This is a genomic window from Methylobacterium sp. ap11 (genome assembly GCF_900110515.1).
Lineage (GTDB): Bacteria > Pseudomonadota > Alphaproteobacteria > Rhizobiales > Beijerinckiaceae > Methylobacterium > Methylobacterium ajmalii.
Window position 1 is genome coordinate 340563 of sequence record NZ_FOEB01000004.1, and the last position, 21305, is coordinate 361867.

Here is a 21305-nt window from a genome sequence, read left to right on the forward strand (position 1 = left end):
GGTCCCCTTCATCAAGCAGCGCGCTTGTGGGCGAAGGCGGTGACGTCGACGACCCGGGTCGCCACCGCCTCGCGGACGTCGGTGTCGTGGAAGATGCCGAGCAGGGCCGCGCCGGCCGCCTGGCGGGCGCGGATCAGCTCCACCACCACGGCGCGGTTCTGTGCGTCGAGGGAGGCGGTGGGCTCGTCGAGGAGGAGGATCGGCTGCTCGGCGATCAGCCCGCGGGCGATGTTGACCCGCTGCTGCTCGCCGCCCGAGAAGGTCGCCGGCGGCAGGTCCCACAGGCGCTCGGGCAGGTTGAGGCGGGACAGGAGCTCCTCGGCGCGGGCGAGCGCGACCTCCGCCGCCATGCCGCCCTCGCGCCCGGCCGCGGCCACCACCTCGCGGGCGCCGACCCGCGGGATCACCCGGAGGAACTGCGACACGTAGGAGATCGTGCGGCGGCGCAAGGACAGGATCTCGCGGGGCGACGCGGAGGCGACGTCGGTGACGGTGTCGCCGTCGCGCACCAGGATCTGCCCGCGGTCGCAGCGGTAGTTGCCGTAGGCCATCTTGAGGAGCGAGGACTTGCCCGCCCCCGAGGGCCCGCCGAGCACCACGCACTCGCCCGGATGGACCGCGAGATCGGCCCCGCCCATCACCGGCAGCTGCACGCCGCCGCGCAGGTGGAGCGTGAACGTCTTGGCGACGTCGCGGAATGCGAGAGCCGGATTCATGCGGCGAGCACCGAGGAGACGAGGAGCTGGGTGTAGGGCTCGGCCGGATCGTCGAGCACCTGGTCGGTGAGCCCGGTCTCGATCACCCGGCCGGCCCGCATCACCATCACCCGGTGCGACAGCAGGCGGGCCACCGCGAGGTCGTGGGTGACGATGACGACCGCGAGGCCGAGTTCGGCGACGAGCCCGCGGATCAGGTCGAGGAGGCGGGCCTGGACGGAGACGTCGAGGCCGGAAGTCGGCTCGTCCATCAGCACCAGGCGCGGGCCGGTGACGAGGTTGCGGGCGATCTGGAGGCGCTGGCGCATGCCGCCGGAGAACCGCGTCGGCGGATCGTCGACCCGGTCGGCGGCGATCTCGACCTTGGAAAGCCAGTCGAGCGCCGTGCCGCGGATGTGGCCGTAGTGGCGGGCGCCCGCGCCCATCAGCCGCTCGCCGACATTGCCGCCGGCCGAGACCGCCATGCGCAGGCCCTTGGCCGCGTCCTGACGCACGAAGCCCCAGTCGGTGCGCATCAGCGCCCGGCGCTCGGCCTCGCTCAAGGATGCGAGGTCGCGCATCACCCCGTCGCGCATCCGGTAGGCGACGTGGCCGGAATCGGGCTGAAGCTCGGTGGCGATCAGCGACAGCAGCGTCGACTTGCCGGAGCCGGATTCGCCGACGATCGCCAGCACCTCGCCGGGATCGAGGTCGAAGGAGACGTCGGCGCACGCCGTGCGGGCACCGTAATGCTTGGTCAGGCCGCGGGCCTGGAGCAGGGGGGCGCTCATGCCGTCGTCTCCTCGTCGGTCACAGAGTGCTCCGACACATCGGCCGAAACGACATTGGCGCGGGATCCCCTCTCCCGTGTGGGAGAGGGGTAGGGGTGAGGGTGACACGCTTCAGTGTGAAGCTGTGAGCGCGGTGCTGACAGCGGGACGGCCTGCGTCTTCTGCGGAACCGTAGCACCCTCACCCCCAGCCCCTCTCCCACACGGGAGAGGGGGGATCCCGCGCGTTTCCTCATGACCGAGATGCCCTGCATCACCCACAAAGGGCGGATCGAGCCGGAAGCTGTAGCCGTAGCGCTCGAAGCCGAGGCTCTCGTAGAAGCGATGGGCGGGCTTCGCGTCGACGTTGGAGGACAGGGCGAGCTTGTAGCAGCCCTTTTCGGCGGCGAGCCGGCCGGCCTCCTGCATCATCCGCCGGCCCAGCCCGGTGCCGCGCTCGCTCGATGAGACCACCACGCTCTCGACGAGGGCCGACGGCGTGCCCCAATGGGCGATGTTGTCGAGGATGACGAGGCAGAAGGTGCCGACGATCCGGCCCCCGACCTCGGCGACGTAGAGCCCGTAATCGGGATAGGCGTCGAGGCGCGCGAGCAGGGCCTCGGCCTGGTCCAGGGTCGCGACCCGGCCGGCATTGAGCTCGGCGTAGAGGCCGAGCACGGCCGGCAGGTCGGGCGCCGAGGCCCGGCGGATAGTCGAGTCAGACATACGCCGCCTCCAGGCCGCCGGTGCCGACATGGCCGTCGGCCCGGCGCTCCTCGCAATGGTCGGTGTCCGAGCAGACGAACATCCGCCCGCCGGCATCGTCGAGCAGCACCTCGTCGAGATAGACCCCTTCCGCGCCGCACAGGGCGCACGGCCTGTCGAAGCTCTGGACCCGGAACGGATGGTCCTCGAAGTCGAGGCTCCGCACCCGCGTATGGGGCGGCACGGCGTAGATCCGCTTCTCGCGGCCGGCGCCGAAGAGCTGGAGCGCCGGGCAATCGTCCATCTTCGGGTTGTCGAATTTCGGCGTCGGCGACGGGTCCATAACGTAGCGGCCCGCGACCTCGACCGGATAGGCGTAGGTGGTGGCGATGTGGCCGTGGCGGGCGATGTCCTCGTAGAGCTTGACGTGCATCAGCCCGTACTCGGCCAAGGCGTGGAGCTGGCGCGTCTCGGTCTCCCGCGGCTCGAGGAAGCGCAGGGGCTCGGGGATCGGCACCTGGTAGACCAGAACCTGCCCCCCGTGGAGCGGCGCCTCCGGGATGCGGTGCCGGGTCTGGATCACGGTCGCGTCGCGGGTGCGGGTGGTGACCGCGACGTCGGCCGTGCGGGCGAAGAAGGCGCGGATCGAGACCGCGTTCGTCGTGTCGTCCGAGCCCTGGTCGATGACCTTGAGCACGTCGCTCCGGCCCAGGATGGCGGCGGTGACCTGCACGCCGCCGGTGCCCCAGCCGTAGGGCATCGGCATCTCGCGGGAGGCGAAGGGCACCTGGTAGCCGGGGATCGCGATCGCCTTGAGGATCGCCCGGCGGATCATCCGCTTGGTGCCCTCGTCGAGATAGGCGAAGTTGTAGCCGGTCTCGGCGTTCATTCCGCGGCCTCCTTCATCGCGGCCTCGGCCCGGCCTTGGGCGCCGCATGCCGGGCGGCGTGCTCGGCGCGAAGCCGCCGCACCAGCTCCAGCTCGGCCTGGAAATCGACGTAGTGGGGCAGCTTCAGGTGCTCGACGAAGCCGGTGGCCTGGAGCGCGTCGCAATGGGCCAGCACGAATTCCTGGTCCTGCGCCGGAGCGCCGACCGGCTCGCCCAGTTCCTCAGCCCTCAAGGCCCGATCGACGAGGGCCATCGCCATCGCCTTGCGCTCGCTCTGGCCGAAGGCGAGGCCGTAGCCGCGGGTGAACTGCGGCGGCACCTCGGCGCTGCCGTGGAACTGGTTGACCATCTGGCACTCGGTGAGGTCGATCTCGCCCAGCGGCACGGAGAAGCCCAGCTCCTCCGGCACGAACTCGACCGCGACCGTGCCGACCCGGATCTCGCCGACGAAGGGGTGGGTGCGGCCGTAGCCGCGCTGCGTCGAGTAGCCGAGCGCGAGCACGAAGCCCTCGTCGCCCCGCGCCAGCGCCTGGAGGCGCAGCGCCCGGTCGGCCGGGAAGTCGAGGGGCTCGCGGGTCAGGTCGCCCGGGGGGGCGCCGTCGTCGGGGGCGGAGGGTTCGATCAGCCCGTCCCGGCCCAGAAGGTCGGTGACCCGCGGCGCATGGGCGGCATCCGCCAGAGGCTGGGCTTCCTCGGCCACCGGCGCCTCGCCCTCGGCGGCGAGCGCAAAGTCGATGAGGCGGTGGGTGTAGTCGAAGGTCGGCCCGAGCACCTGGCCGCCGGGCAGATCCTTGTAGGTGGCGGAGATGCGACGGTGGAGCGTCATGGCGCCGGTCTCGACCGGCTCGGAGGCGCCGAAGCGGGGCAGGGTGGTGCGGTAGGCCCGCACCAAAAAAACCGCCTCGATCAGGTCGCCGCGCGCCTGCTTGAGGGCGAGCGCGGCGAGGTCGGAATCGTGCAGCGAGCCCTCGGTCATCACCCGGTCGACCAGCAAGGCCATCTGCTCGCGGATCTGCGCCACCGAGAGCTCGGGGACATTCGTGTCGCCCCGGCGGGTCTCGGCGAGCAGCCGGTGCGCGTTGGCGATGGCGGCCTCGCCGCCCTTCACGGCCACGTACATGGGTCAGCCCTCCTGGACGCGGGTGGAGCGCGGCAGCGCGGCGACCCGGCCGGGCGCCGCCAGGATCAGGTCGATCCCTTGCGGGAAGCCGGCATGGTTGCGGGCGAGCCGCGCCGGCATGTCCGCCGGCAGGGGCGAGGCCGCGAGGCGCGCGCTGTCGCGGATGCCCGGTCCGTCGAGGTGCCAGCCCTCGTCGCCCGACAGGGTGGCGACCGCGAGCACCAGGGTGGCGGAGCGGTCGGGATAGGCCGGCGTGCCCTGCGCGAAGGCGTCGAATGTCGGGCAGGCGGCGGCGTCCGAGACCACCGCGAAGGCGGCCTCGGCCGGATCGTCGGTGATGCGGGCGCCGGTATGGAAGCGCAGGAACTCCGCGACGGCCGGGCTCTCCGCCAGGCCGGCATCGAGCCAGAGCGGCGCGTCGGCATCGGCGAGCGCCAGCGCGACGGCGGCGAGTTCGGGCGTCAGCGGCGCCGGGGGCGCGAGGCCGGTCGCGAGGGCCTGGATCGTGCCGGGACGCGCGAGCGCATCCATGACGGCGCGGAAGACGCCCTGGGCGTCGTGGACGGGGTCGGCAAAGCCGCGGGCGAGCATCAATCCTCTCCTCTCGCCATGGTGAAGAAGTTCACCCGCGTCGCCGCGATCCGGCGCGCCTGGGCGGTACGTTCCTCCGCCCGGCGGGACGCGACGGGCGCGAGCGCCGCCTCCACCGCCGCGCGCCGCTCGGGGACCTGCCACAGCGCGTCGAGGGTAGCGGCGAGCCGCGCCTTCGACCGGTCGCGGCCGAGATGGTAGGCGAACCCGGTCGCGCCGCCGGGCAGGCGCACCGCCGCCCGGGTCACCGTCGCCTCGCCGAGGTTGAACGGCCGCCCGTCGCCGCCGATGCGGCCGCGGGTCATTACCAGGCCGGTCTCGGGCGGGCGCAGGTCTTCGGCCTCGTCGGTCGCGCCGAGCTGTGCCAGCGCCCGGTGCAACTCCTCGGGGCGGGCCTGCCCGCAGAGCGCCATCACGGCGCGGCGGCCGGCGGGATCGGACGCTTCGGGCTGGCGGTCGGCCGGGTTAGGATGGGGCATCGCGGGGTCCGCTGGCATCTCGGTTGTCTAATGGTATAGACAACCGACGATCCGGGAGCAAATGAAGTTTGGATGACGGTATGGACGCGGGCGACGACGGCGCGGTGACGGTGCTGGCACGGGGGGAGGGGCTGGCGGCCTGGCGCCAGATCGCCGACGGCGTGGCGGCCGATATCGAGGCCGGTCGCCTCGCGGCGGGCAGCCAGTTGCCGACGGAAGCCGCGTTGGCGACCCGGTTCGGGGTCAACCGGCATACCGTGCGCAGGGCGCTCGCCGCGCTCGCCGAGCGCGGGCTGGTGCGGGCGACGCAGGGGCGCGGCACCTTCGTGGAGACGCCGCGCCTCGCCTACCCGATCGGCCGGCGCACCCGCTTCTCGGAGATCGTCAGCCAGGCGGGCCGCGAGGCCTGGGGCGATCTCCTGGCGGCCGAGACCGTCCCGGCCGACCCGGCGACCGCCGAGGCCTTGGGCCTCGCGCCTCAGGATCCGATGCTCGAACTGCTGACGATCCATCGGGCCGACGGCACGCCGCTCTCGACCGCCCGCACCTGCCTGCCGCTGCCGCGCTTCGAGGGATTCGCGGCGGCCTACGCGGCGCTCGGCTCGCTCACCCGGGCCTACGCGGAGTTCGGCATCGCCGACTACACCCGCCTGTCGACCCGCATCACCGCCCGCCCGGCCACCGCCGACGAGGCCGCCCGCCTCGATCTCGCGCCCGGGCGGGTGCTGATCATGCTGTCGAGCGTCAACGTCGACGCGGCGGGCGTGCCGATCCAGGCGACCCGCAGCCTGTTCGCGGCGGACCGGGTGGAGCTGGTGGTGGAGGGGTAGGGGGCACTCCCGTCTCCCCGGGGGATAGGGCGAGCGCCGATGACGCGGACATTCCCCCCCCTCTCCCCGCGGGCGGGGAGAGGAATGTCCCGCGCCCCGCTTTCCACCGAACTTCCTGCCCCTTGGGCAGTTACCCCGCCGCCCCGCGCCGGAGATCCCCGATGCCCATCCGCCCGACCTGCGCCGCCCTGCTGCTCCTCGCCGGCCTCCTGCCGCTGACGCCCGCGCAGGCCGGGCCGGCCCAGGACTACATGTACCAGCGCCGCCAGCTCGGCCGCGGCCAGGTCTGCCGGCCGCCGCTGAAGTTCGCGGCCGGCGCCTGCGTGCGGCGCTGCCCGGCGGGCTACCAGGACAACGGGAGCTATTGCCGCCTGCGCAACATGGTGCGCTGAGCGCGACGCGGCGGGATCACACCGCCGCCTTATGGAAATGGCTGAGGAAGGCTTTCGTCGCGGCCTGCTGCGGGTCCTCGATGACCTGCCGGGCCGGTCCCTCCTCGACCACGAAGCCGTCGCGCATGAACACGCAGGTATCGGCGACGTCGCGCGCGAAGGCGATCTCGTGGGTGACGAGCACCATCGTCATGCCCTCCGACGCCAGCTGGCGCACGACGGTCAGGACCTCCCCGACGAGCTCGGGATCGAGCGCCGAGGTCGCCTCGTCGAACAGCATCACCTCCGGCTGCATCGCCAGCGCCCGCGCGATGGCGACCCGCTGCTTCTGTCCGCCGGAGAGCCGGTCGGGATAGGCGTCGGCCTTCTCGCGCAGCCCGACCTTGTCGAGGAGCCGGACGGCGAGGTCCCGGGCCTCGTCCCGCCCCCGGCCGAGCACGGTGACCGGCCCCTCCATGACGTTCCGGACGACCGACATGTGGGGAAAAAGGTTGAAGTTCTGAAACACCATGCCGACCGTCGAGCGGAAGGCGGCGAGGTCCCGGTCCCGCGGCATCCGATGGTCGGGGCCGAAGCGCATCGCGTGCGACCCGATGCGGATCGTGCCCTCGCACGGGATGGTGAGGAGGTTGAGGCAGCGCAGCAGGGTCGACTTGCCCGAGCCGCTCGGGCCGATGAGCGAGAGGATCCCGCCCTTCGGCACGCTCAGGGAGATGTCCTTGAGCACCGGCACGGGGCCGAACGCCTTCCTGACGTGCTCGACCGCGATCATCGTCGTCTCCGGCATGGCCCGCACCGCTTGCGTCGTCATGGGGTCCCTCCTCGTGCTCACCGGGCGAGCCTGCGCTCGAGGCCGTGGGCGAGGGTCGTGAGCGGGAACAGAATGATGAAGTAGATGACCGCGATCATCGTGTAGACCTCGAGCGGCTTGTACGTCGCCGAGGTGATGAGCTGTCCCTGGTAGAGCAGATCGGGAACGGCGAGCACGGACAGGAGCGAGGTGTTCTTCAGCTGGAGGACGACCTGGTTGACCAGGGGCGGGATCATCCGCTTGAGCGCCTGGGGCAGGACGACGCGCCGCATCAGCGCCGCCCGGCGCATGCCGAGCGCCCGCCCGGCATCCCACTGGCCGGTGTCGATCGAGGCGATGCCGCCGCGGATGATCTCGGCGAAGAACGACGCGCCGTAGAGCGTCAGGGCGATGAACGCCGCCGTCGCGGGCTTGAGCTCGACGCCGATCACGATCGGGAGGGCGTAGTAGATCCAGACCAGCTGCACGAGCACGGGCGTGCAGCGGAAGATCTCGATGAAGGCCAGGAGCGGGATGGTCACCACCCTGGCGTTGGCCAGGCGCGCGACGGCGATCAGGCCGCCGACGACGAAGCCGGCGATCGCCGTGACGATGGTGAACCCGATCGTGTACAGGGCGCCGATCGCGATCAGCCCCTTGTATTGCAGCAGGAACGCAAAGTCCCACTCGTAAGTCATCGTCTGCTCCGGCCCGCTCTACGGGTATCGTGTCTGCGTGAGGCCCGAGTGAAACCAGCGGCCCAGGGTGATGACGTCGAAGACGGGGACGCCGAACGCGTCGGCGACGGCGCGCGAGAACGGCGGCAGGTTGGTGCATTCCATCACGATGGCGCCGACGTCGCCCCGCGCGATCAAGGCGCCCGCGGCCTCCAGGACGTCGCGGGCGAGGGCGGCCGCGTCGTAGGCCGCCTCCCGCTCGATCAGGCCGCGCAGCGCCCCGTTCGCCGGCAGGCCGACGACCGGCGTGGCGGGATCGGCCCCCACCTCGACGAAGTGGGCCGGCGTGAGCGCGTCGGCGTCGTAGGTCACGACCCCGGCCCGCTTGCCGCCGGGCAGGCAGCGGTCGATCAGCGGGAGTTGCATCAGGCTCGAGGTCGCGAGCGGCAGCGACATCCGGGCGGCGAGCCAGCGCTGCCGTGCCGCGAGGAACCCGCACGACGTGATGACGCCGACGGCGCCGCGGGCCCGCAGCGCCTCCCCGGCCGCCACGAAGGCGTCCGCCAGGTCGGCGTCCCGACCCCCGACGACCCGCCGCGCGGTGGCGCCGCGCACGACCTCGAACAAGACCGGAAAGGGCCAGCTCGCCGCGTGCCCGACATCGCCGGGGGGACGCTCGAACCGGGTGTCGAGCATGATGATGCCCAAAGGCGGGGCGGGGTCGGGGGGCATGGCGCGAGACGGGGAGGATGGGGTCGATGGCGCGAGGACCCGGCCCGGGCGGGACGTCCCGGGCCGCGGCGACGGGCGCGCGTCAAACGGCTTTTCCGGAAGTCGTCTTCCGGAAAAACCGGATCAGAACGTGATCTCGGCCGGGATGTCCCCGGCCTTGACCCCGACCAGCTCCAGGCTGGAGGTGATCCAGCCCTTCATCGCGCCGAGGCCGCGATTGTACTCGAGCCAGTTGTCGACGAAGGTCCGGAACCGGGGATCCGGCTCGGCCCGCACGCCGGCGCAGGTCGGCTGCGCGCTCGCCGGCGTCGGCACGATGATCTTGCCGACCTTGGGGTTCTTCTTCACCGTCACCAGCGACAGCATCGCGACCTGGATGACGCAGTCGGCGCGGTTCGACTGCACCGACAGCATGGCGTCGTCCGGGGTCTTCAGCGCGAGCAGCGTGGCGTTGGGGATGATGCGCCGGGCGAACAGGTCGTGGGTCGACCCGATGTCGACGGCGACCCGGACCTCGGGCTTGTTGAGGTCGGCCCAGGTCTTGGGCTCGAAGCCCGGCTTGGCGATGATGGTGAAGGTGTTCAGCATGATCGGCCGGGTGAACTCGACCGTGAGGGCGCGGGAGGGCGTCGGCGACAGGCCGAACATGATGTCGATCTTGTTCGCCTGGAGGTCGAGCACCGCGTTGCCCCAGGTGGTCTCGGCGATCTCGAGCTCGGCATCCATCGCCTTGGCGAGGTCCTGCGCCATGCTCACGCAGAAGCCGGACCACTCGCCGGACGCGATGTCCTTCTTGTAGTACGGCTCGGTCCCGACGATGCCGGCGATGCGCAGCTTCTTGGTCCGCCGGATGCGCTGGAAGGTGTTCTCGGCCGCGGGCCCCGTCTGGGCCCGGGCAGTACCGATCGGGGAGAGGGCGGCCGCCGCCAGCGTGCCGGCGCCGAGAAGCGATGCGATGTCCCTGCGTGATACCATGACGGGCCCTCTCCTTGTTAGCTCGGCGGTTCTTAAGCCCTTAGGCCGCATGGCGGGAGTCTTGTCGATAGGCGCGCCGGCGCCGCCATGCCCGGATTGCGGGCAGGTCTGACAGGGGCGGCGTCCGGGCCCGGCCCCGGTCCGGGACATGGGGGCCGGACGGGATCCCGGCCCGCGACGGCCGGGTTCCGCCCCGCCCGCGGGGGCGGGGCGGCGGCGCTACTTGGCGGCCGCCTTCACCAGCGGGCAGCCGCCCTCGGCGAGCGGCCGGAACGCCTCGTCGCCCGGCACCGTGGCGATGAGCTTGTAGAGGTCCCATTCCCCGGTCGATTCCTTCGGGGTCTTCACCTGCATCAGGTACATGTCGTGGACCATGCGGCCGTCCTCCCGGATCTTGCCGTTCGTCGCGAACATGTCGTTGACCGGGGTCTCGCGCATCCGGGCGACCACCGTCTTGGCGTCGTCGGTGCCGGCGGCCTGCACCGCCTTCAGGTAGTGCAGCACCGAGGAATAGACGCCGGCCTGGTGCATCGTCGGCATCAGTCCAGCCTTCTCCTTGAAGCGGGTCGCGAAGGCGCGGGTCTCCGGCGTGCGGTCCCAGTAGAAGGCGGTGGTGAGCAGCAGGTTCTGCGCCACCTCGATGCCGAGGCTGTGCACGTCGTCGATGTTGATGAGGAGCGCCAGCAGGGTCTGGCCGCCCTGGACGATGCCGAACTCGTGCGCCTGCTTGATCGCGTTGACGGTGTCGCCGCCGGCATTGGCGAAGGCGATCAGCTTCGAGCCCGAGCCCTGCGCCTGGAGCAGGAAGGACGAGAAGTCGGCGGTGGCGAAGGGCGCGCGCACCGTGGAGAGCACCTTGCCGCCCGAGCGCTTCACCTCCGCGACGGCGTCGCGCTCCAGCGCGTGGCCGAAGGCGTAGTCGGCGGTGACGAAGCTCCAGGTGTCGAGCCCCTTCTTCACCGCGGCATTGCCCGAAACGTGCGAGAGCGCGTAGGTGTCGTAGGTCCAGTGGATGCCGGTGGGCGAGCATTGCGGGCCGGTGAGGTCCGAGGTGCCGCCGCCCGAGACGATCAGCACCTTGCCCTTCTCCTTGGCGATCTGCTGGACCGCGAGCGCCACCGAGGAGGTCGGCACGTCGAGGATCACGTCGACGCCGTCGCGGTCGTACCATTGCCGGGCGATGTTGGAGCCGACATCCGGCTTGTTCTGGTGATCGGCGAACACGACCTCGATCGGCTTGCCGTCGAGGCTGCCGCCGAAATCCCTGACCGCCATCTCGGCGGCGATCACCGAGCCGCGGCCGGTCGAATCGGCGTAGACGCTCGACATGTCGTTGAGGACCGCGAGCTTGACCTTGCCGTCGGAGAGCCGCGGCTCGGCGGCGCGAGTCGGGACGGTCAGGGCACACAGGGACGCGGCGGCGAGCAGCGCGGCGCGAAGGGGCGTGAGGGGCATTGGGCGTTCTCCCGGGCACGTCCGCTTCTGGTCGAGCGGATCGTGGCGGGCCCATCAGAGGGGGCGGGGCGGCGGAGCGCAAGTCCGGGATCGCCCGGGCCTCGCCCTCGTTCCCCGCAAGCCCGGTCCGGGAGCCCGCCGGCCGGGTCGGCCGCCGCGTGGGATCGTCCAGGAACCCGACCCGCGTGCAGGCGCCGACATGCTCAGCCGGAAGAGCCGAAGAGTGCGGCGGTGCCGTCTTCGCACGAGGCCGACCTCGAGCCGACGCATCGAGGGGTGGTGATCGAGAGAGCAGGCAGCGTGGGCCTATCCAGGCAGGCACACAAGGGCGTCAGACCGACTCACGGCGATCACGGACGGCGCGCTGAATGCTCGAAGAAGACCGTGGCCGGGGAGCGTGGATTCGACCCATCACCCACGGAGTCAGAGGCCTATTTTAAATTCGAATTTTCAAAGACTGAGCGCTTTGACGCCCGTCCGACCGCAACCGTAGCGATCGAGAAATTCGGGATTTTGTCTAACCCCTGAGCTTATGATTTCACCCTCAGAAGCCCTCCCCGCTACCGTCCTCGCCTGGTCCCGCGGCCTCGCCAGCCTCTCCCCGGGCGTCGTCCCGTGCCGCGGGCTACGGCCCGACGAATGGCGCGAGACCCATCGACCGTGCGGCGAGTTCGTCGAGCGATGGGGGATCAGGCACATGCGGCAGGGTGGGACACGCTGTGGCTGTTCGGGGTCCACTTGGAGCGCGGCGCGATCCGCGCGGACCACAGCGGGATCCTCGTGACGCTCTCGGTCGAGATCCACGGGGTGCCTCCGAATGTGCCAAGCTTGGGCGGCAGACTATCTATGACACTTTCTGCTCACGATTGGCACAGCTCGACCCCAAAATCGGCAAATTTAGCCTCAAGTCGATGCCGCAGCGTCATATATTGGTTTAGATAAAATGACTTAGTATAGCTATATAAGTGCTGATGTATTATTATTTTTTGTTATTTAATTCGTTTTATATTGACGCAGTAGCATTCCGATATGATCTATAGCCTAATTCCATTACAAAATCATGCTATTCGCGACTTGACATCTGCTCGTTGCGGCGTCATGTTTCGCACGAAAACGTTTTCGTGTAGTTTCGCCAACAAAAAGATGGCGATACGCTTGGGATAATCTGTCTGGAATGTGAGATGCAAACCTATAAGGCAGTCTCTTTTGGTCACAGCCATCTCACTTCACTTATGCGAGGGTACAAGTCGATCGAAGAATCAATATATGACCGGCTCCGCGTGGATTTTATATCGCTTTTTGAGCAGAAATTTAACCCAAACCTTCACTGGGACAATGGTGTAGCTTACAACGAAAATATATTAAAAGAAATCTGCCGTGCTGCCGAGAAGATAGAAGCTTCTCATATATACGCTTCTCTATTAGGCTCTGAACATTATATCTGGTCGATTACTGGTAGTGATCGGAAGTTTGATGTAATATTACCGTTTGCTCCCGATCTTCCGTTTGACTCTACTGCAAATATAATTCCCTACACTACAATCTTGCAACATTTTGAAGATTCGATTGGCCCTGCCCTCCGAATTCTTGATCATATAAGGCCATTTGTTAAGCAAAAAATTCATCAAATACTACCTCCACCGCCAGTAGCTAATGTTAATAAAATAATCAACGCTCCGGCGGAGCCGCTGCAAACTTATATCAAAAAATTTGGCGTTCCCCCTGCTTTGTTGCGACTTAAAATGTGGCTTCTATGGATAGAAGTTGCAAAAAACATTGCGAATGAAAATGGTATTGAAATCGTATATCCGCCCATGGAGTGCGTTGATGATGACGGAATGCTGAAATCTGGTTTCGAGCATGACGAAGTGCATGCTGGCACCGAATATGGCGCACTTGTGTGGCAACAGATAAATCGCAGTCTCATCAAGGATAATGAAATATGACAATGCATCCATACAAAACACTACCTAAAACAGCATTTTGGCGGTCGTCCGTTTCTCAGACGCCGCCAGACGCGGTTGATCCCATAGGTCCATTGAAATTTACAATATCTAACAAAGATAAGGTTATGACAGCGGGAAGCTGTTTCGCTCAGCATATTGCTAGATACCTAAAAAATAGTGGATTTGAATACCTTGTTACTGAAAATGCTCACCCATTGCTATCTAAGTATCACTCTGAAAAGTCGAACTATGGGACATTCACAGCGCGCTATGCAAACATTTATACGACACGGCAAATGCTACAGCTACTGAGGCGGGCATACGGCTTATTCAAACCGCAGGAAGACCGGTGGGCCAATGGAGCCGGTGGGTATCTAGACCCGTTTCGGCCGCAAATTCAGCCTGGCGGATTCTCGTCAATCGACGAGTATGAGGCCGATCGCACTCAACATTTTGGTGCAGTTCGTCAAGCCATCGAAGAGCTTGATGTATTCGTATTTACGCTAGGCCTCACCGAATGCTGGATGTCGTCTATTGACGGAGCCGTTTTTCCTCTGTGTCCAGGCACGTCCGGCGGAGAATTTAAACCAGAGGAACATAACTTTTACAATATGACCGTTCTTGATGTTATGAGAGATCTTGAGGAAATCAAAAGTTTTATTGATAAAAAAAATAGATATGCAAAGTTTATACTCACCGTATCTCCGGTGCCATTAGCAGCGACAGCTTGCGAGGATCACGTTCTAACCGCAACAGTCCATTCTAAATCGGTTTTACGCGCAGCTGCTGGCGAATTTGCATCCCGGCATGATGACGTTGCCTACTTTCCTTCTTATGAAATAATAACTGGAAGCTTTAATAGAGGAAATTATTTCGCAGATGATCTTCGTTCGGTAACTGAGGACGGCGTCGGGCACGTTATGAATCTATTTCTAAAGCATTATGGCGGTTTATCGAGCGATAAATCGCCGGATATCCGTTCCGAATTACATCGCCCAACCATACAAAACACAGAAGAAATTGTGCGAGTTATTTGTGAAGAAGAAGCCTTAAGTCAATTCCAATAATTATGTAAAAACGATGCAATTTATCATTTATTCAAGCTTTGTAATTGAAAATTACAGCGAACTCGTGCCATTAATTGGTGAACTTCGTGTGTCCGTCGGGCAGGATGCACAAGCAAAAAACTCTACTGCATTGCCTGGACGGTAGGTACCTCGCTCAACCGCGGCATGAACCGCGGCGAGCGACCATGGTGTGGTCGAGGCGGGCGGTGCGGCGGTTGGATGAGAGGGCGGGTCGGTGACTACCGACCGCCGCATTGTCTACCCGTTCCGCGACGATGGCCGGTCGCGGTCCATCCCCTACCGCGGGAGAGCTGGCCGACGCGGTGCAGGTCGGACATGATCCTGGCGCGACCGAGCCGTGGACGGACCACGACGCGATGGGCGGGTGGCGGCGGACAGCGCTCGCACCGGCGGAACTCGAGCGGGTCGTGGCGGGCGTCGAGCTGCGCGACCTTCGCGGGCGGAGGGTCCGGTGAGGCGCCGCCGCAACCCGCGCCGATCCTATGACGAGGCCCGCAGCGAGGCCGCGCCACCTACCGTCGGCAGTGCCCACGCGCAGGGCGAGATCACGGCTTGGGTCTCGTGCCACGACTGCGGGCATGGGGCGATCGTCGCCACCGACCAGTTCCCACCCGATCTACCGATTCCCGACATCGCGCTCCGCCTGCGACAGCAAGCGCATCGGCGTGATGCTGGACATGCAGGCGCTCTACGCGCAGCTCGAGTCCGAGATCGGCTGGAAGATGGAGATGAAGCCCTGGTCGACGGTGGATCAGTTGGGCGTGCCCCGGGCGCGGGAATAGGCCATCGGCAGGAAATCACAGAGCCGATTGCAGCGCCCCGGGCGATGCGCTGGCAAAGGCGGGGACGTCCCGCCAATTAGGGCATGGAGACGCTGGACGCGCCGCGACTGGGAAAAATACTGCCTTAAGTTCGGCGTTTGACAGCGGCCCCATGAAGAATATTAACCGACCTACGACGCTACGGAATGATCGCAGTGTATTACAGCGATGTCTTCGAACGACGCGAGGCAGCTGAGCAGTAAGTTTCCAATGCTTAGGCCCGTGAACAGCTTGCCCAACTGAGCACTGATAATATCGCACCTCTATTGGATGACTGGCTTGTTTGGATTATGGATCGCCACTCCAATCGCCGTTGATGTTCCGACGCATAGCAAGATAAGCGACGGGCCCGCCTGCCATTTATTGGCGGGCCCTTATCGTTAAATATTAATCACTTGCCTCTTCGTGCAAATGATTTTCATATCTTGATTTCCAATTCTTATTTGGGTCTTTTTTGTATTCTAGTCTCAGATCTTCAACGGCAACTCGCCTATAATCAGCCTCTGTATGCAGGAATAGCTTCTCAAGGCGCGGATCGTTTCTTCCGTTCTCTACCAAAATATCCAATATAGTCATAGTAAAAAGACCCGGTCCGCTTAGAATCCAGGGGGAGAGCTCATGATTAGATCCATCATTATCGATAGTTCCCTGAACAGCTCTAAGCAGCATTTCTCCGATCAGAGGACACTTGACGCTTGAGCCGATGAACCAATTATTTATGCATGGCGGCGGCCCCGGACTCACGTTGACAACTATCTCGGCCTCCTCAGGTATGAGACTAGCTACATTTCCAAAGCGTCTTTCATCGGCATCAATATATAATCCTCCATTCTCGTATAAATAAGCAAGTCTGAATATATCAGATTTTCCTGCGGCTGTTGGCGCAAGATTGAAAGCTTTAACGTACTCTTCTGGGAACCCGTTCGTGAGAAAATCCCTTGCAAAACTTTCGTCAACTAGCGTATGATCGAAGCTATCTTCTTCTTTTTTCCAAATATTTATAAGTTCAAGCACCCCCTCCGGCGGAGATTTATCCCAAAACTGTATAATTTTTTTCGGAATAGTGGGTGATACTTGTTTTTCCGGATCTTCATTCAGAGCAGAGTAGGAAATTATTCCATTGTCGATGTAAATATCTAGTAAACTTATCCATCCGGTAAAGTGGTTTCTTTTTACGATGTATAAAACCTCCCCCCAAGCGAGCGCAGCATCATATTTGCCGGCACTGCGTAGCCCTTCAATCGTTTTTTCCAGTTCGTCTAAAGCTGCATTATTCCGCATTATTTCGTCAGCAGTGATTTTTCCTGCGATATAGCTGAAATAAAGATCGTAGATCGCGGAATCACCGTTTTGAATATATTTTTGAGATTCAGTAATTTTTTTCTTGAGTATTTGCTCTTTATTTTTGATAATCGAACAATCAGATTGGTAAGTATAAAAATCGTTCATCCCGATCACCCCCCAAGGCCGACATTCGCGGCATGCGGCGAAACCGGCACCATCGCTCAGCGAGCTTCGCGTGTCCATTAGATACGGGCTGAATGAGGATACGCAACCCAAGGTAGAATTTTCCAAGGCATCTGGCAAAAAGATTTTGTCTGAAAGGAGAGGCGCGCTGGCAGGTAGCCGATAAAAGGCGCCGCTCGGCGATTGCCGTCGGGCCCTCAGGCGGGGTCTCGGGTCTGGAAATCCGCCGGTCCAATGGCTCGGCGGCGGGGCGGGTTCCATGGTGCTACTCGTGCCGGTCGACGGTCCGGTTGTAGGTGACCTGCTCCCGGTCGATGCTGCGCAGCAGGTCAGTCTGGGCCTCCGCCGCCTCGCGCGTGATCCGAACGCATTCCGCGATCCGCACCATGTGCTCGAGCTGCTGGCGTCCGATCTCTCGCAAGTCGCGTAGAATCGTCAGCACGGGCTGGGCCTTGCAGATGCACCATGGTATCGCCCACCGAGCCGGGCGCCGGAGCCGGCACCTCGCGCTTGTCCGTGTTCGCTTGCAGCACCATGGCGACGCAGGTCGCGGCCACGACGACGCCGACGAAGATGGTCAGGGTCCCGAAGACCGGGATGACGTAGGACGGCGCCTCCGCCGTGAAGGCGTCGACCACCAGGGCGAGGGTCAGTTGGCCCATCACCAGGGCGCAGAGCCCCGAGCACACCGCCCGGATGTCGGCGCCATTCGGCTTCGTGATGCCGTTGTCGATGTGGCCATTCAGCCAAAGCGCGGTGACGCGCAGCACGCCCACCGCCCCGGGGAAGAAGGCCATGTCGCCCTCGCTGAACCCGTGCTCGGCGAGCGGCTCCAGCGACGCGCGTTCCATCGGATCGCCCGGCATCGCGAGCGTCGCGGCGATCAAGAGCACCACGCCGACGGCCGCCGCACACACGCGACGTTGTCCTGTTTGATGCCGGAGAAGCCCGCATCGGCAAACGGCTGTACGACGCGAGGATTGTTGGTCGCGCCCGCGCCTTCGCGAACGCCGAGCTCGCCTTCTGCGAGGGCGAGCCAACCGGGTTTATCGACAGGAGCACGCCGGTACGAGTCCCCGGCCTACCGGGCGATCCTGTCCCTGCGCACGGCGCATTCCGACGGCGTCGTCGTCCTGATCGACGGCGTTTCCCCCGACCACCGCGGCCCCGACGCCCTCGCCGGCCGGCCGACCGCGCGGAAGGGGCTTGCGCCCGACCGAGCACGGCGCTGATACCCCGCTCGCCCTTTCGGGGCGTCGGAGCGTAGCGCAGCCCGGTTAGCGCAACAGTCTGGGTGGAAAGATGTCCATGTCATGAACCGGCCGGTAATTCCCGGAGGCTCCCCCTTCTGAGAGCCTCTCTGATCGGGGTTCGTGAGGCAAGCGTCTCCCGATCGATGTTTCCTGTGTCCCGGTGTGTCGCTCCCGCGGGTCACGCGCTTCTCTTCGCGGTCGGCGCGCGGCCGCCGCATGATGGGGTCAGGAGAGCGAGGCGTCTCAATCTGTTTCACGACCTGGCCTGCTGACGCAGGCCGGTTCGAGACGCTCAACGAGATCGCCTCGCCCATCGTCCCCACGGGAACGATCCGGGTCACCCTCGCGGGTGACGTCCGGCCTGCCGGCGTTCAGTTCGCCGCAGCAGGCGTATCTTGCGTCAGGCAGCCATGATGGCCGGCATGATGGCCGGCGCCGGCTCCTTGCCGAAGCGGAACGCGGTCCCGTCGCTCCACATCCGGTGCAGGACGACGGCGAGCTTGCGCGCGACCGCCACGCGGGCCCGCGTCATGCCGCGATGCTTGGCGAGTTGCATGCCCCAGGCGCGCAGGCTCGACCGTTTGCGCGAGCGCGTCAGCAGAGAGTGCGCGGCCTCGTAGGGCGCGGTGCGGGCGAGTTCGTCGCCGCAGCGGCTGACCTTGCCCTGGATGTCGGTCTCGCCCGACTGGTCGCGGGAGGGCGTCAGGCCGAGGTGGGCCCCCACGTCCCGGGAGTGTCGGAACCGCTCCGGCCGGTCGATGGTGGCGCGGAAGGCCAGCGCGGTGATCGGGCCGACACCCGGCACGCTCATCAGCCGGCGGCAGACCCCCTCGCCGCGCACGATGACGAGAACCTGACGGGTCAGCCGGTCGAGTTGCTCCAGCATGGTGGCCAGGATCGCCAGCAGGGGCGTGACGAGCGGCAGGATCAGGGGATCCGGCGGGTGCGGGGATCACGGGCTTCGGCCCTCAGGGCTTCGGCCCTCAGGCCGGCACCCGGTCGAGGAAGCCGGTCACCTCGGCGAGGCGGCCGTCGTCGAGGATGGCGAAGTCCGTGCCCTCGACCACGCCCTCGCCCCCCTCGGGCGCCAGGGCCCAGGAGAAGCGGAGGCGGTCGCCGTAGCCGTCGGGCCGGCCGGCGAGGCGGAAGCGCAGGCCGGGAAAGTGCGCCTGCACGGCGCCGATCAGGGCGTCGAGGCCGTCATGGCCTTCGCCGGCCATGAGGGGGTCGCGGTAGCGGGCGGCATCCTCGGTGAAGGTCTCGGCAAGGAGCGCGCGGCGGCGGGCCGGGTCGGCCTCGTTCCAGGTCGCGAGGTAGCGGGCGGCGAGGGCGGCGGGATCGGTCATCGGAGCGTCCTTCCGGGCGGGTGCCGGACGAGAATGGACGCGGGCCGGGGGGCACGTCGATGACCTGCCGGGTCATCATCGAACGACCCGGCAGATCGTCGCCGGCAGATCGTCGCCGGCAGATCGTCGCCGGACGGCCCGTCGGGTCGTCGCGCTACTCGGTCACGATCACCCGGTTGGGCAGCTCGTCGGTGTCGCCGGGCCGCGGCGGGGCGGCCGCGGCCAGGATGGCGCCGGTGGCCTCCACCGCCCGCACCAGGCCGTCCGCCAGGGCGTCGCGGCGCAGGGCCGCCACGAGGTCGGCGAGGACCGCCTGCCAGGCCTCCGGGGCGGGGCCGATCCCGATATCCGCCACCACGTCGGCGTAGCGCTCGGCGAGCGCCACATAGATCAGCACGCCGGTGCGGCCGCTCGTGCCGGCCAGCCCCCGGGCCTCGAACTCGTGCCGGGCGGCGGCGCGGGCGCGGGCGCGGCGCAGCGGACGGGGCAGGGCGCGGGGCAGGCGCGCCCGGACCGGGCCCGCCGCGAGGCTCACGAGGAGCGCCAGGGCCGCGACGAGCTGGACCAGGAAGATCCGGGTGGCGGAGAGGCCGGTGAGCCCGATCAGCGGCCAGGGCACGATGAGCGCGCCCGCCAGCGCCAGCGACGGGGGCAGGCTGCGGTAGGCCCCGGAGCGGGCCGCCACCATCACGACGATCTCGCCCGCCGTGCCGCGCTCGGCCTGTGCCACCGCGGCGGCGATGCGGGCGCGCTCCGCCTCGTTCAGGATGCCCGCCATCACCAATCCCCCGAGGCGCCGCCGCCGCCCGACGAGCCGCCCCCGCCCGAGAAGCCGCCGTCGCCGAACCCGCCGCCGCCACCGAAGCCACCCCCGGCCCCGCCGCCGAACCCGCCGCCGAACCCGCCCGGGCCCGGCACGACGATCCAGCCGCCGCCGGAGCGGCGATGCGGCCGGCCGGGGCCGCCGCGCCCCCCGGCAAGCAGCCGGACGAGCACTAACCCGACCAGCACGAGCAGGATCACGACCAGCACCGGATCGAGGCCGCCGCCGGAATCCTCGCGCACCTCGGCCCGGCGCTGCCATTCGGCGGCGTCGCCCGAGAGGATGCCCAGGATCCCGTCGACCCCGGCCCGGATGCCGCCGGGAAAATCCCCGGCCTTGAACTTCGGCGCCACGGCGCTGGCGATGATCACCTTCGACAGGGCGTCGGTCAGCGCGCCCTCGAGGCCGTAGCCGACCTCGATCCGCACCTTGCGCTCGGAGGGGGCGATCAGGAACAGCACGCCGTTGTTGCGCGCCTTGGTGCCGAGGCCCCAGGCGCGGAACAGGCGGTTGGAAAAGTCCTCGACCGAGGTGCCCTGGAGCGACGGCACGGTGGCGACCACGACCTGGTCGGTGGTCTTGTCCTCGTGCGCCTTGAGCGTCGCGGCCAGAGCCTCCCGCTCCTCCGGCCGCAGCAGGCCGGCCCCGTCGACGACCCGGCCGGTGAGCGACGGCAGGTCGAGGGCCGACGCCGCCCCCGCCCAGAGGAGCCCCGCCCACAGGACCAGCAGGACGGCGAGGGGGCCGGCGCCCGGGACTCGGCGCATCGCCCTAGAACTTCACGTTCGGCGGGCGGCTGGCATCGGGGGTGGCGGTGAAGGCCTCCATGGGCTTGGCCTCCGGGTAGAGGGTCGAGGCGATCCAGCGGCCCGGGACGGTGCGGATCTCGGTGTTGTAGGCCTGTACCGCCTGGATGTAGTCGCGCCGCGCCACCGCGATGCGGTTCTCGGTGCCCTCGAGCTGCGATTGAAGGGCGAGGAAGTTGGCGTTCGACTTCAGGTCGGGATAGCGCTCGACGGTGACGAGGAGCCGGCCGAGCGCCCCGGAGAGCTGGTTCTGGGCGTCCTGGAACTCGCGGAACTTCTGCGGGTCGCTCACGGTCGCGGCATCGACCTTGACCGAGCTCGCCTTGGCGCGGGCCTCGGTGACCTGCACCAGCACGTCCTTCTCCTGCTGGGCGTAGCCCTTCACGGTCTCGACGAGGTTGGGGATCAGGTCGGCCCGGCGCTGGTACTGGTTCTGCACCTCGCCCCAGCGCGACTTGGCGGCCTCCTCCAGGGTCGGCACCCGGTTGATCGCGTCGCAGGCCGACAGGGAGGTGGCGAGGGCGAGCGCCACGACGGCGAGGCGCAGGCGGCCGAGGAGGGAGGCGGTCATGGCGGCGGCGGGGCTCCGGGTCCGGGGCGGCGCCTCGACGGCGCCGCGAGCGTTGCCGTGTCGCAGATAGGCGGCGCCCCGCCGC

22 protein-coding genes and 1 pseudogene are annotated in these 21305 nt (G+C 66.6%); 4 read left to right on the forward strand and 19 right to left on the reverse strand.

Going from position 1 to position 21305, the window contains the following annotated elements; genetic code table 11:
- Positions 1-11: 11 nt before the first annotated feature.
- Genes phnL through phnG form a run of 7 tightly spaced genes read right to left on the reverse strand, consistent with a single transcriptional unit; the run spans position 12 to position 5182 of the window.
- Positions 12-716, reverse strand: coding sequence for a phosphonate C-P lyase system protein PhnL (gene phnL / locus BMX97_RS08165; RefSeq protein ID WP_091747827.1), 705 nt, complete (start codon positions 714-716; stop codon positions 12-14).
- Entirely contained in the window at positions 713-1486 is a 774-nt protein-coding gene (gene phnK, locus BMX97_RS08170) for a phosphonate C-P lyase system protein PhnK (protein ID WP_091747830.1), read from the reverse strand. The genes phnL and phnK overlap by 4 nt, the downstream gene beginning before the upstream one ends.
- A complete protein-coding gene (locus BMX97_RS33585; RefSeq protein WP_244538330.1) occupies positions 1483-2190 on the reverse strand; it encodes a GNAT family N-acetyltransferase in 708 nt (235 codons plus the stop codon). The genes phnK and BMX97_RS33585 overlap by 4 nt, the downstream gene beginning before the upstream one ends.
- Positions 2183-3058: an alpha-D-ribose 1-methylphosphonate 5-phosphate C-P-lyase PhnJ gene (locus tag BMX97_RS08180; protein WP_091747833.1), complete on the reverse strand. Its 876-nt coding sequence runs from the start codon at positions 3056-3058 to the stop codon at positions 2183-2185. Before BMX97_RS08180 ends, BMX97_RS33585 begins: the two co-directional genes overlap by 8 nt.
- 13 nt (positions 3059-3071) lie before the next feature.
- Complete coding sequence (locus BMX97_RS08185; protein WP_091747836.1) at positions 3072-4178, reverse strand: carbon-phosphorus lyase complex subunit; 1107 nt, start codon at positions 4176-4178, stop codon at positions 3072-3074.
- Between the two features lie 3 nt (positions 4179-4181).
- Positions 4182-4769 carry a phosphonate C-P lyase system protein PhnH gene (gene phnH / locus BMX97_RS08190; RefSeq protein WP_091747839.1) on the reverse strand — a complete coding sequence of 196 codons (588 nt, stop codon included), beginning with the start codon at positions 4767-4769 and terminating at the stop codon, positions 4182-4184.
- Positions 4769-5182 carry a phosphonate C-P lyase system protein PhnG gene (gene phnG / locus BMX97_RS08195; RefSeq protein ID WP_091747995.1) on the reverse strand — a complete coding sequence of 138 codons (414 nt, stop codon included), beginning with the start codon at positions 5180-5182 and terminating at the stop codon, positions 4769-4771. The genes phnH and phnG overlap by 1 nt, the downstream gene beginning before the upstream one ends.
- A gap of 146 nt (positions 5183-5328) precedes the next feature.
- On the opposite strand from phnG, the gene phnF reads away from it, so the two are divergent.
- Both phnF and BMX97_RS08205 read left to right on the forward strand, forming a co-directional pair.
- The gene (gene phnF, locus BMX97_RS08200) at positions 5329-6078 is read left to right on the forward strand and encodes a phosphonate metabolism transcriptional regulator PhnF (protein ID WP_091747842.1); all 750 of its coding nucleotides are present in this window, start codon (positions 5329-5331) and stop codon (positions 6076-6078) included.
- 161 nt (positions 6079-6239) lie between these two features.
- Complete coding sequence (locus BMX97_RS08205; protein WP_091747845.1) at positions 6240-6470, forward strand: hypothetical protein; 231 nt, start codon at positions 6240-6242, stop codon at positions 6468-6470.
- Positions 6471-6486: 16 nt separating this feature from the next.
- Here BMX97_RS08205 and BMX97_RS08210 read toward each other — a convergent pair whose 3' ends face one another.
- The 5 genes from BMX97_RS08210 to BMX97_RS08230 form a co-directional block, all read right to left on the reverse strand.
- Complete coding sequence (locus tag BMX97_RS08210) at positions 6487-7257, reverse strand: amino acid ABC transporter ATP-binding protein (RefSeq protein WP_091747998.1); 771 nt, start codon at positions 7255-7257, stop codon at positions 6487-6489.
- Between the two features lie 41 nt (positions 7258-7298).
- Complete coding sequence (locus BMX97_RS08215) at positions 7299-7958, reverse strand: amino acid ABC transporter permease (RefSeq protein ID WP_091747848.1); 660 nt, start codon at positions 7956-7958, stop codon at positions 7299-7301.
- Positions 7959-7976: 18 nt separating this feature from the next.
- A complete protein-coding gene (locus BMX97_RS08220; protein ID WP_091747853.1) occupies positions 7977-8669 on the reverse strand; it encodes an aspartate/glutamate racemase family protein in 693 nt (230 codons plus the stop codon).
- A gap of 123 nt (positions 8670-8792) precedes the next feature.
- Complete coding sequence (locus tag BMX97_RS08225) at positions 8793-9644, reverse strand: transporter substrate-binding domain-containing protein (protein ID WP_091747856.1); 852 nt, start codon at positions 9642-9644, stop codon at positions 8793-8795.
- A gap of 219 nt (positions 9645-9863) precedes the next feature.
- Positions 9864-11099 carry an ABC transporter substrate-binding protein gene (locus tag BMX97_RS08230; protein ID WP_091747859.1) on the reverse strand — a complete coding sequence of 412 codons (1236 nt, stop codon included), beginning with the start codon at positions 11097-11099 and terminating at the stop codon, positions 9864-9866.
- 1181 nt (positions 11100-12280) lie between these two features.
- Between BMX97_RS08230 and BMX97_RS31980 the strand changes: the two genes are divergently transcribed.
- Entirely contained in the window at positions 12281-13045 is a 765-nt protein-coding gene (locus tag BMX97_RS31980; protein WP_143074577.1) for a hypothetical protein, read from the forward strand.
- Positions 13042-14112 carry a GSCFA domain-containing protein gene (locus tag BMX97_RS08240; protein ID WP_210187624.1) on the forward strand — a complete coding sequence of 357 codons (1071 nt, stop codon included), beginning with the start codon at positions 13042-13044 and terminating at the stop codon, positions 14110-14112. The genes BMX97_RS31980 and BMX97_RS08240 overlap by 4 nt, the downstream gene beginning before the upstream one ends.
- A 1229-nt stretch (positions 14113-15341) precedes the next feature.
- On the opposite strand, the gene BMX97_RS08250 is transcribed toward BMX97_RS08240, so the two are convergent.
- From BMX97_RS08250 to BMX97_RS08285, 7 genes and pseudogenes are all read right to left on the reverse strand, one after another.
- The gene (locus BMX97_RS08250; RefSeq protein WP_177202150.1) at positions 15342-16403 is read right to left on the reverse strand and encodes a glycosyltransferase family 32 protein; all 1062 of its coding nucleotides are present in this window, start codon (positions 16401-16403) and stop codon (positions 15342-15344) included.
- A gap of 347 nt (positions 16404-16750) precedes the next feature.
- On the reverse strand, positions 16751-17317 hold the full coding sequence (locus BMX97_RS32730; RefSeq protein ID WP_177202151.1) for a hypothetical protein: 567 nt from the start codon (positions 17315-17317) through the stop codon (positions 16751-16753).
- 757 nt (positions 17318-18074) lie between these two features.
- Positions 18075-18584 (reverse strand): annotated as a pseudogene (locus BMX97_RS08265) (transposase); the annotation flags it as partial.
- A 73-nt stretch (positions 18585-18657) separates the two neighbouring features.
- Positions 18658-19020, reverse strand: a complete 363-nt coding sequence (locus BMX97_RS08270; RefSeq protein ID WP_091747868.1) for a nuclear transport factor 2 family protein — start codon at positions 19018-19020, stop codon at positions 18658-18660.
- A 154-nt stretch (positions 19021-19174) separates the two neighbouring features.
- Entirely contained in the window at positions 19175-19798 is a 624-nt protein-coding gene (locus BMX97_RS08275; protein ID WP_091747871.1) for a hypothetical protein, read from the reverse strand.
- Complete coding sequence (locus BMX97_RS08280; protein WP_091747874.1) at positions 19798-20610, reverse strand: TPM domain-containing protein; 813 nt, start codon at positions 20608-20610, stop codon at positions 19798-19800. Before BMX97_RS08280 ends, BMX97_RS08275 begins: the two co-directional genes overlap by 1 nt.
- Before the next feature lie 4 nt (positions 20611-20614).
- The gene (locus BMX97_RS08285; protein ID WP_091747877.1) at positions 20615-21220 is read right to left on the reverse strand and encodes a LemA family protein; all 606 of its coding nucleotides are present in this window, start codon (positions 21218-21220) and stop codon (positions 20615-20617) included.
- Between the last annotated feature and the right edge of the window lie 85 nt (positions 21221-21305).

What these genes read in the sequence shown, in the direction of transcription:
- phnL (WP_091747827.1), bottom strand. Translation starts at nt 716, where the DNA reads ATGAATCCGGCTCTCGCATTCCGCGACGTCGCCAAGACGTTCACGCTC.
- phnK (WP_091747830.1), bottom strand. Translation starts at nt 1,486, where the DNA reads ATGAGCGCCCCCCTGCTCCAGGCCCGCGGCCTGACCAAGCATTACGGT.
- BMX97_RS33585 (WP_244538330.1), bottom strand. Translation starts at nt 2,190, where the DNA reads ATGTCTGACTCGACTATCCGCCGGGCCTCGGCGCCCGACCTGCCGGCC.
- BMX97_RS08180 (WP_091747833.1), bottom strand. Translation starts at nt 3,058, where the DNA reads ATGAACGCCGAGACCGGCTACAACTTCGCCTATCTCGACGAGGGCACC.
- BMX97_RS08185 (WP_091747836.1), bottom strand. Translation starts at nt 4,178, where the DNA reads ATGTACGTGGCCGTGAAGGGCGGCGAGGCCGCCATCGCCAACGCGCAC.
- phnH (WP_091747839.1), bottom strand. Translation starts at nt 4,769, where the DNA reads ATGCTCGCCCGCGGCTTTGCCGACCCCGTCCACGACGCCCAGGGCGTC.
- phnG (WP_091747995.1), bottom strand. Translation starts at nt 5,182, where the DNA reads ATGGCGCTCTGCGGGCAGGCCCGCCCCGAGGAGTTGCACCGGGCGCTG.
- phnF (WP_091747842.1), top strand. Translation starts at nt 5,329, where the DNA reads ATGGACGCGGGCGACGACGGCGCGGTGACGGTGCTGGCACGGGGGGAG.
- BMX97_RS08205 (WP_091747845.1), top strand. Translation starts at nt 6,240, where the DNA reads ATGCCCATCCGCCCGACCTGCGCCGCCCTGCTGCTCCTCGCCGGCCTC.
- BMX97_RS08210 (WP_091747998.1), bottom strand. Translation starts at nt 7,257, where the DNA reads ATGCCGGAGACGACGATGATCGCGGTCGAGCACGTCAGGAAGGCGTTC.
- BMX97_RS08215 (WP_091747848.1), bottom strand. Translation starts at nt 7,958, where the DNA reads ATGACTTACGAGTGGGACTTTGCGTTCCTGCTGCAATACAAGGGGCTG.
- BMX97_RS08220 (WP_091747853.1), bottom strand. Translation starts at nt 8,669, where the DNA reads ATGCCCCCCGACCCCGCCCCGCCTTTGGGCATCATCATGCTCGACACC.
- BMX97_RS08225 (WP_091747856.1), bottom strand. Translation starts at nt 9,644, where the DNA reads ATGGTATCACGCAGGGACATCGCATCGCTTCTCGGCGCCGGCACGCTG.
- BMX97_RS08230 (WP_091747859.1), bottom strand. Translation starts at nt 11,099, where the DNA reads ATGCCCCTCACGCCCCTTCGCGCCGCGCTGCTCGCCGCCGCGTCCCTG.
- BMX97_RS31980 (WP_143074577.1), top strand. Translation starts at nt 12,281, where the DNA reads ATGCAAACCTATAAGGCAGTCTCTTTTGGTCACAGCCATCTCACTTCA.
- BMX97_RS08240 (WP_210187624.1), top strand. Translation starts at nt 13,042, where the DNA reads ATGACAATGCATCCATACAAAACACTACCTAAAACAGCATTTTGGCGG.
- BMX97_RS08250 (WP_177202150.1), bottom strand. Translation starts at nt 16,403, where the DNA reads ATGAACGATTTTTATACTTACCAATCTGATTGTTCGATTATCAAAAAT.
- BMX97_RS08270 (WP_091747868.1), bottom strand. Translation starts at nt 19,020, where the DNA reads ATGACCGATCCCGCCGCCCTCGCCGCCCGCTACCTCGCGACCTGGAAC.
- BMX97_RS08275 (WP_091747871.1), bottom strand. Translation starts at nt 19,798, where the DNA reads ATGGCGGGCATCCTGAACGAGGCGGAGCGCGCCCGCATCGCCGCCGCG.
- BMX97_RS08280 (WP_091747874.1), bottom strand. Translation starts at nt 20,610, where the DNA reads ATGCGCCGAGTCCCGGGCGCCGGCCCCCTCGCCGTCCTGCTGGTCCTG.
- BMX97_RS08285 (WP_091747877.1), bottom strand. Translation starts at nt 21,220, where the DNA reads ATGACCGCCTCCCTCCTCGGCCGCCTGCGCCTCGCCGTCGTGGCGCTC.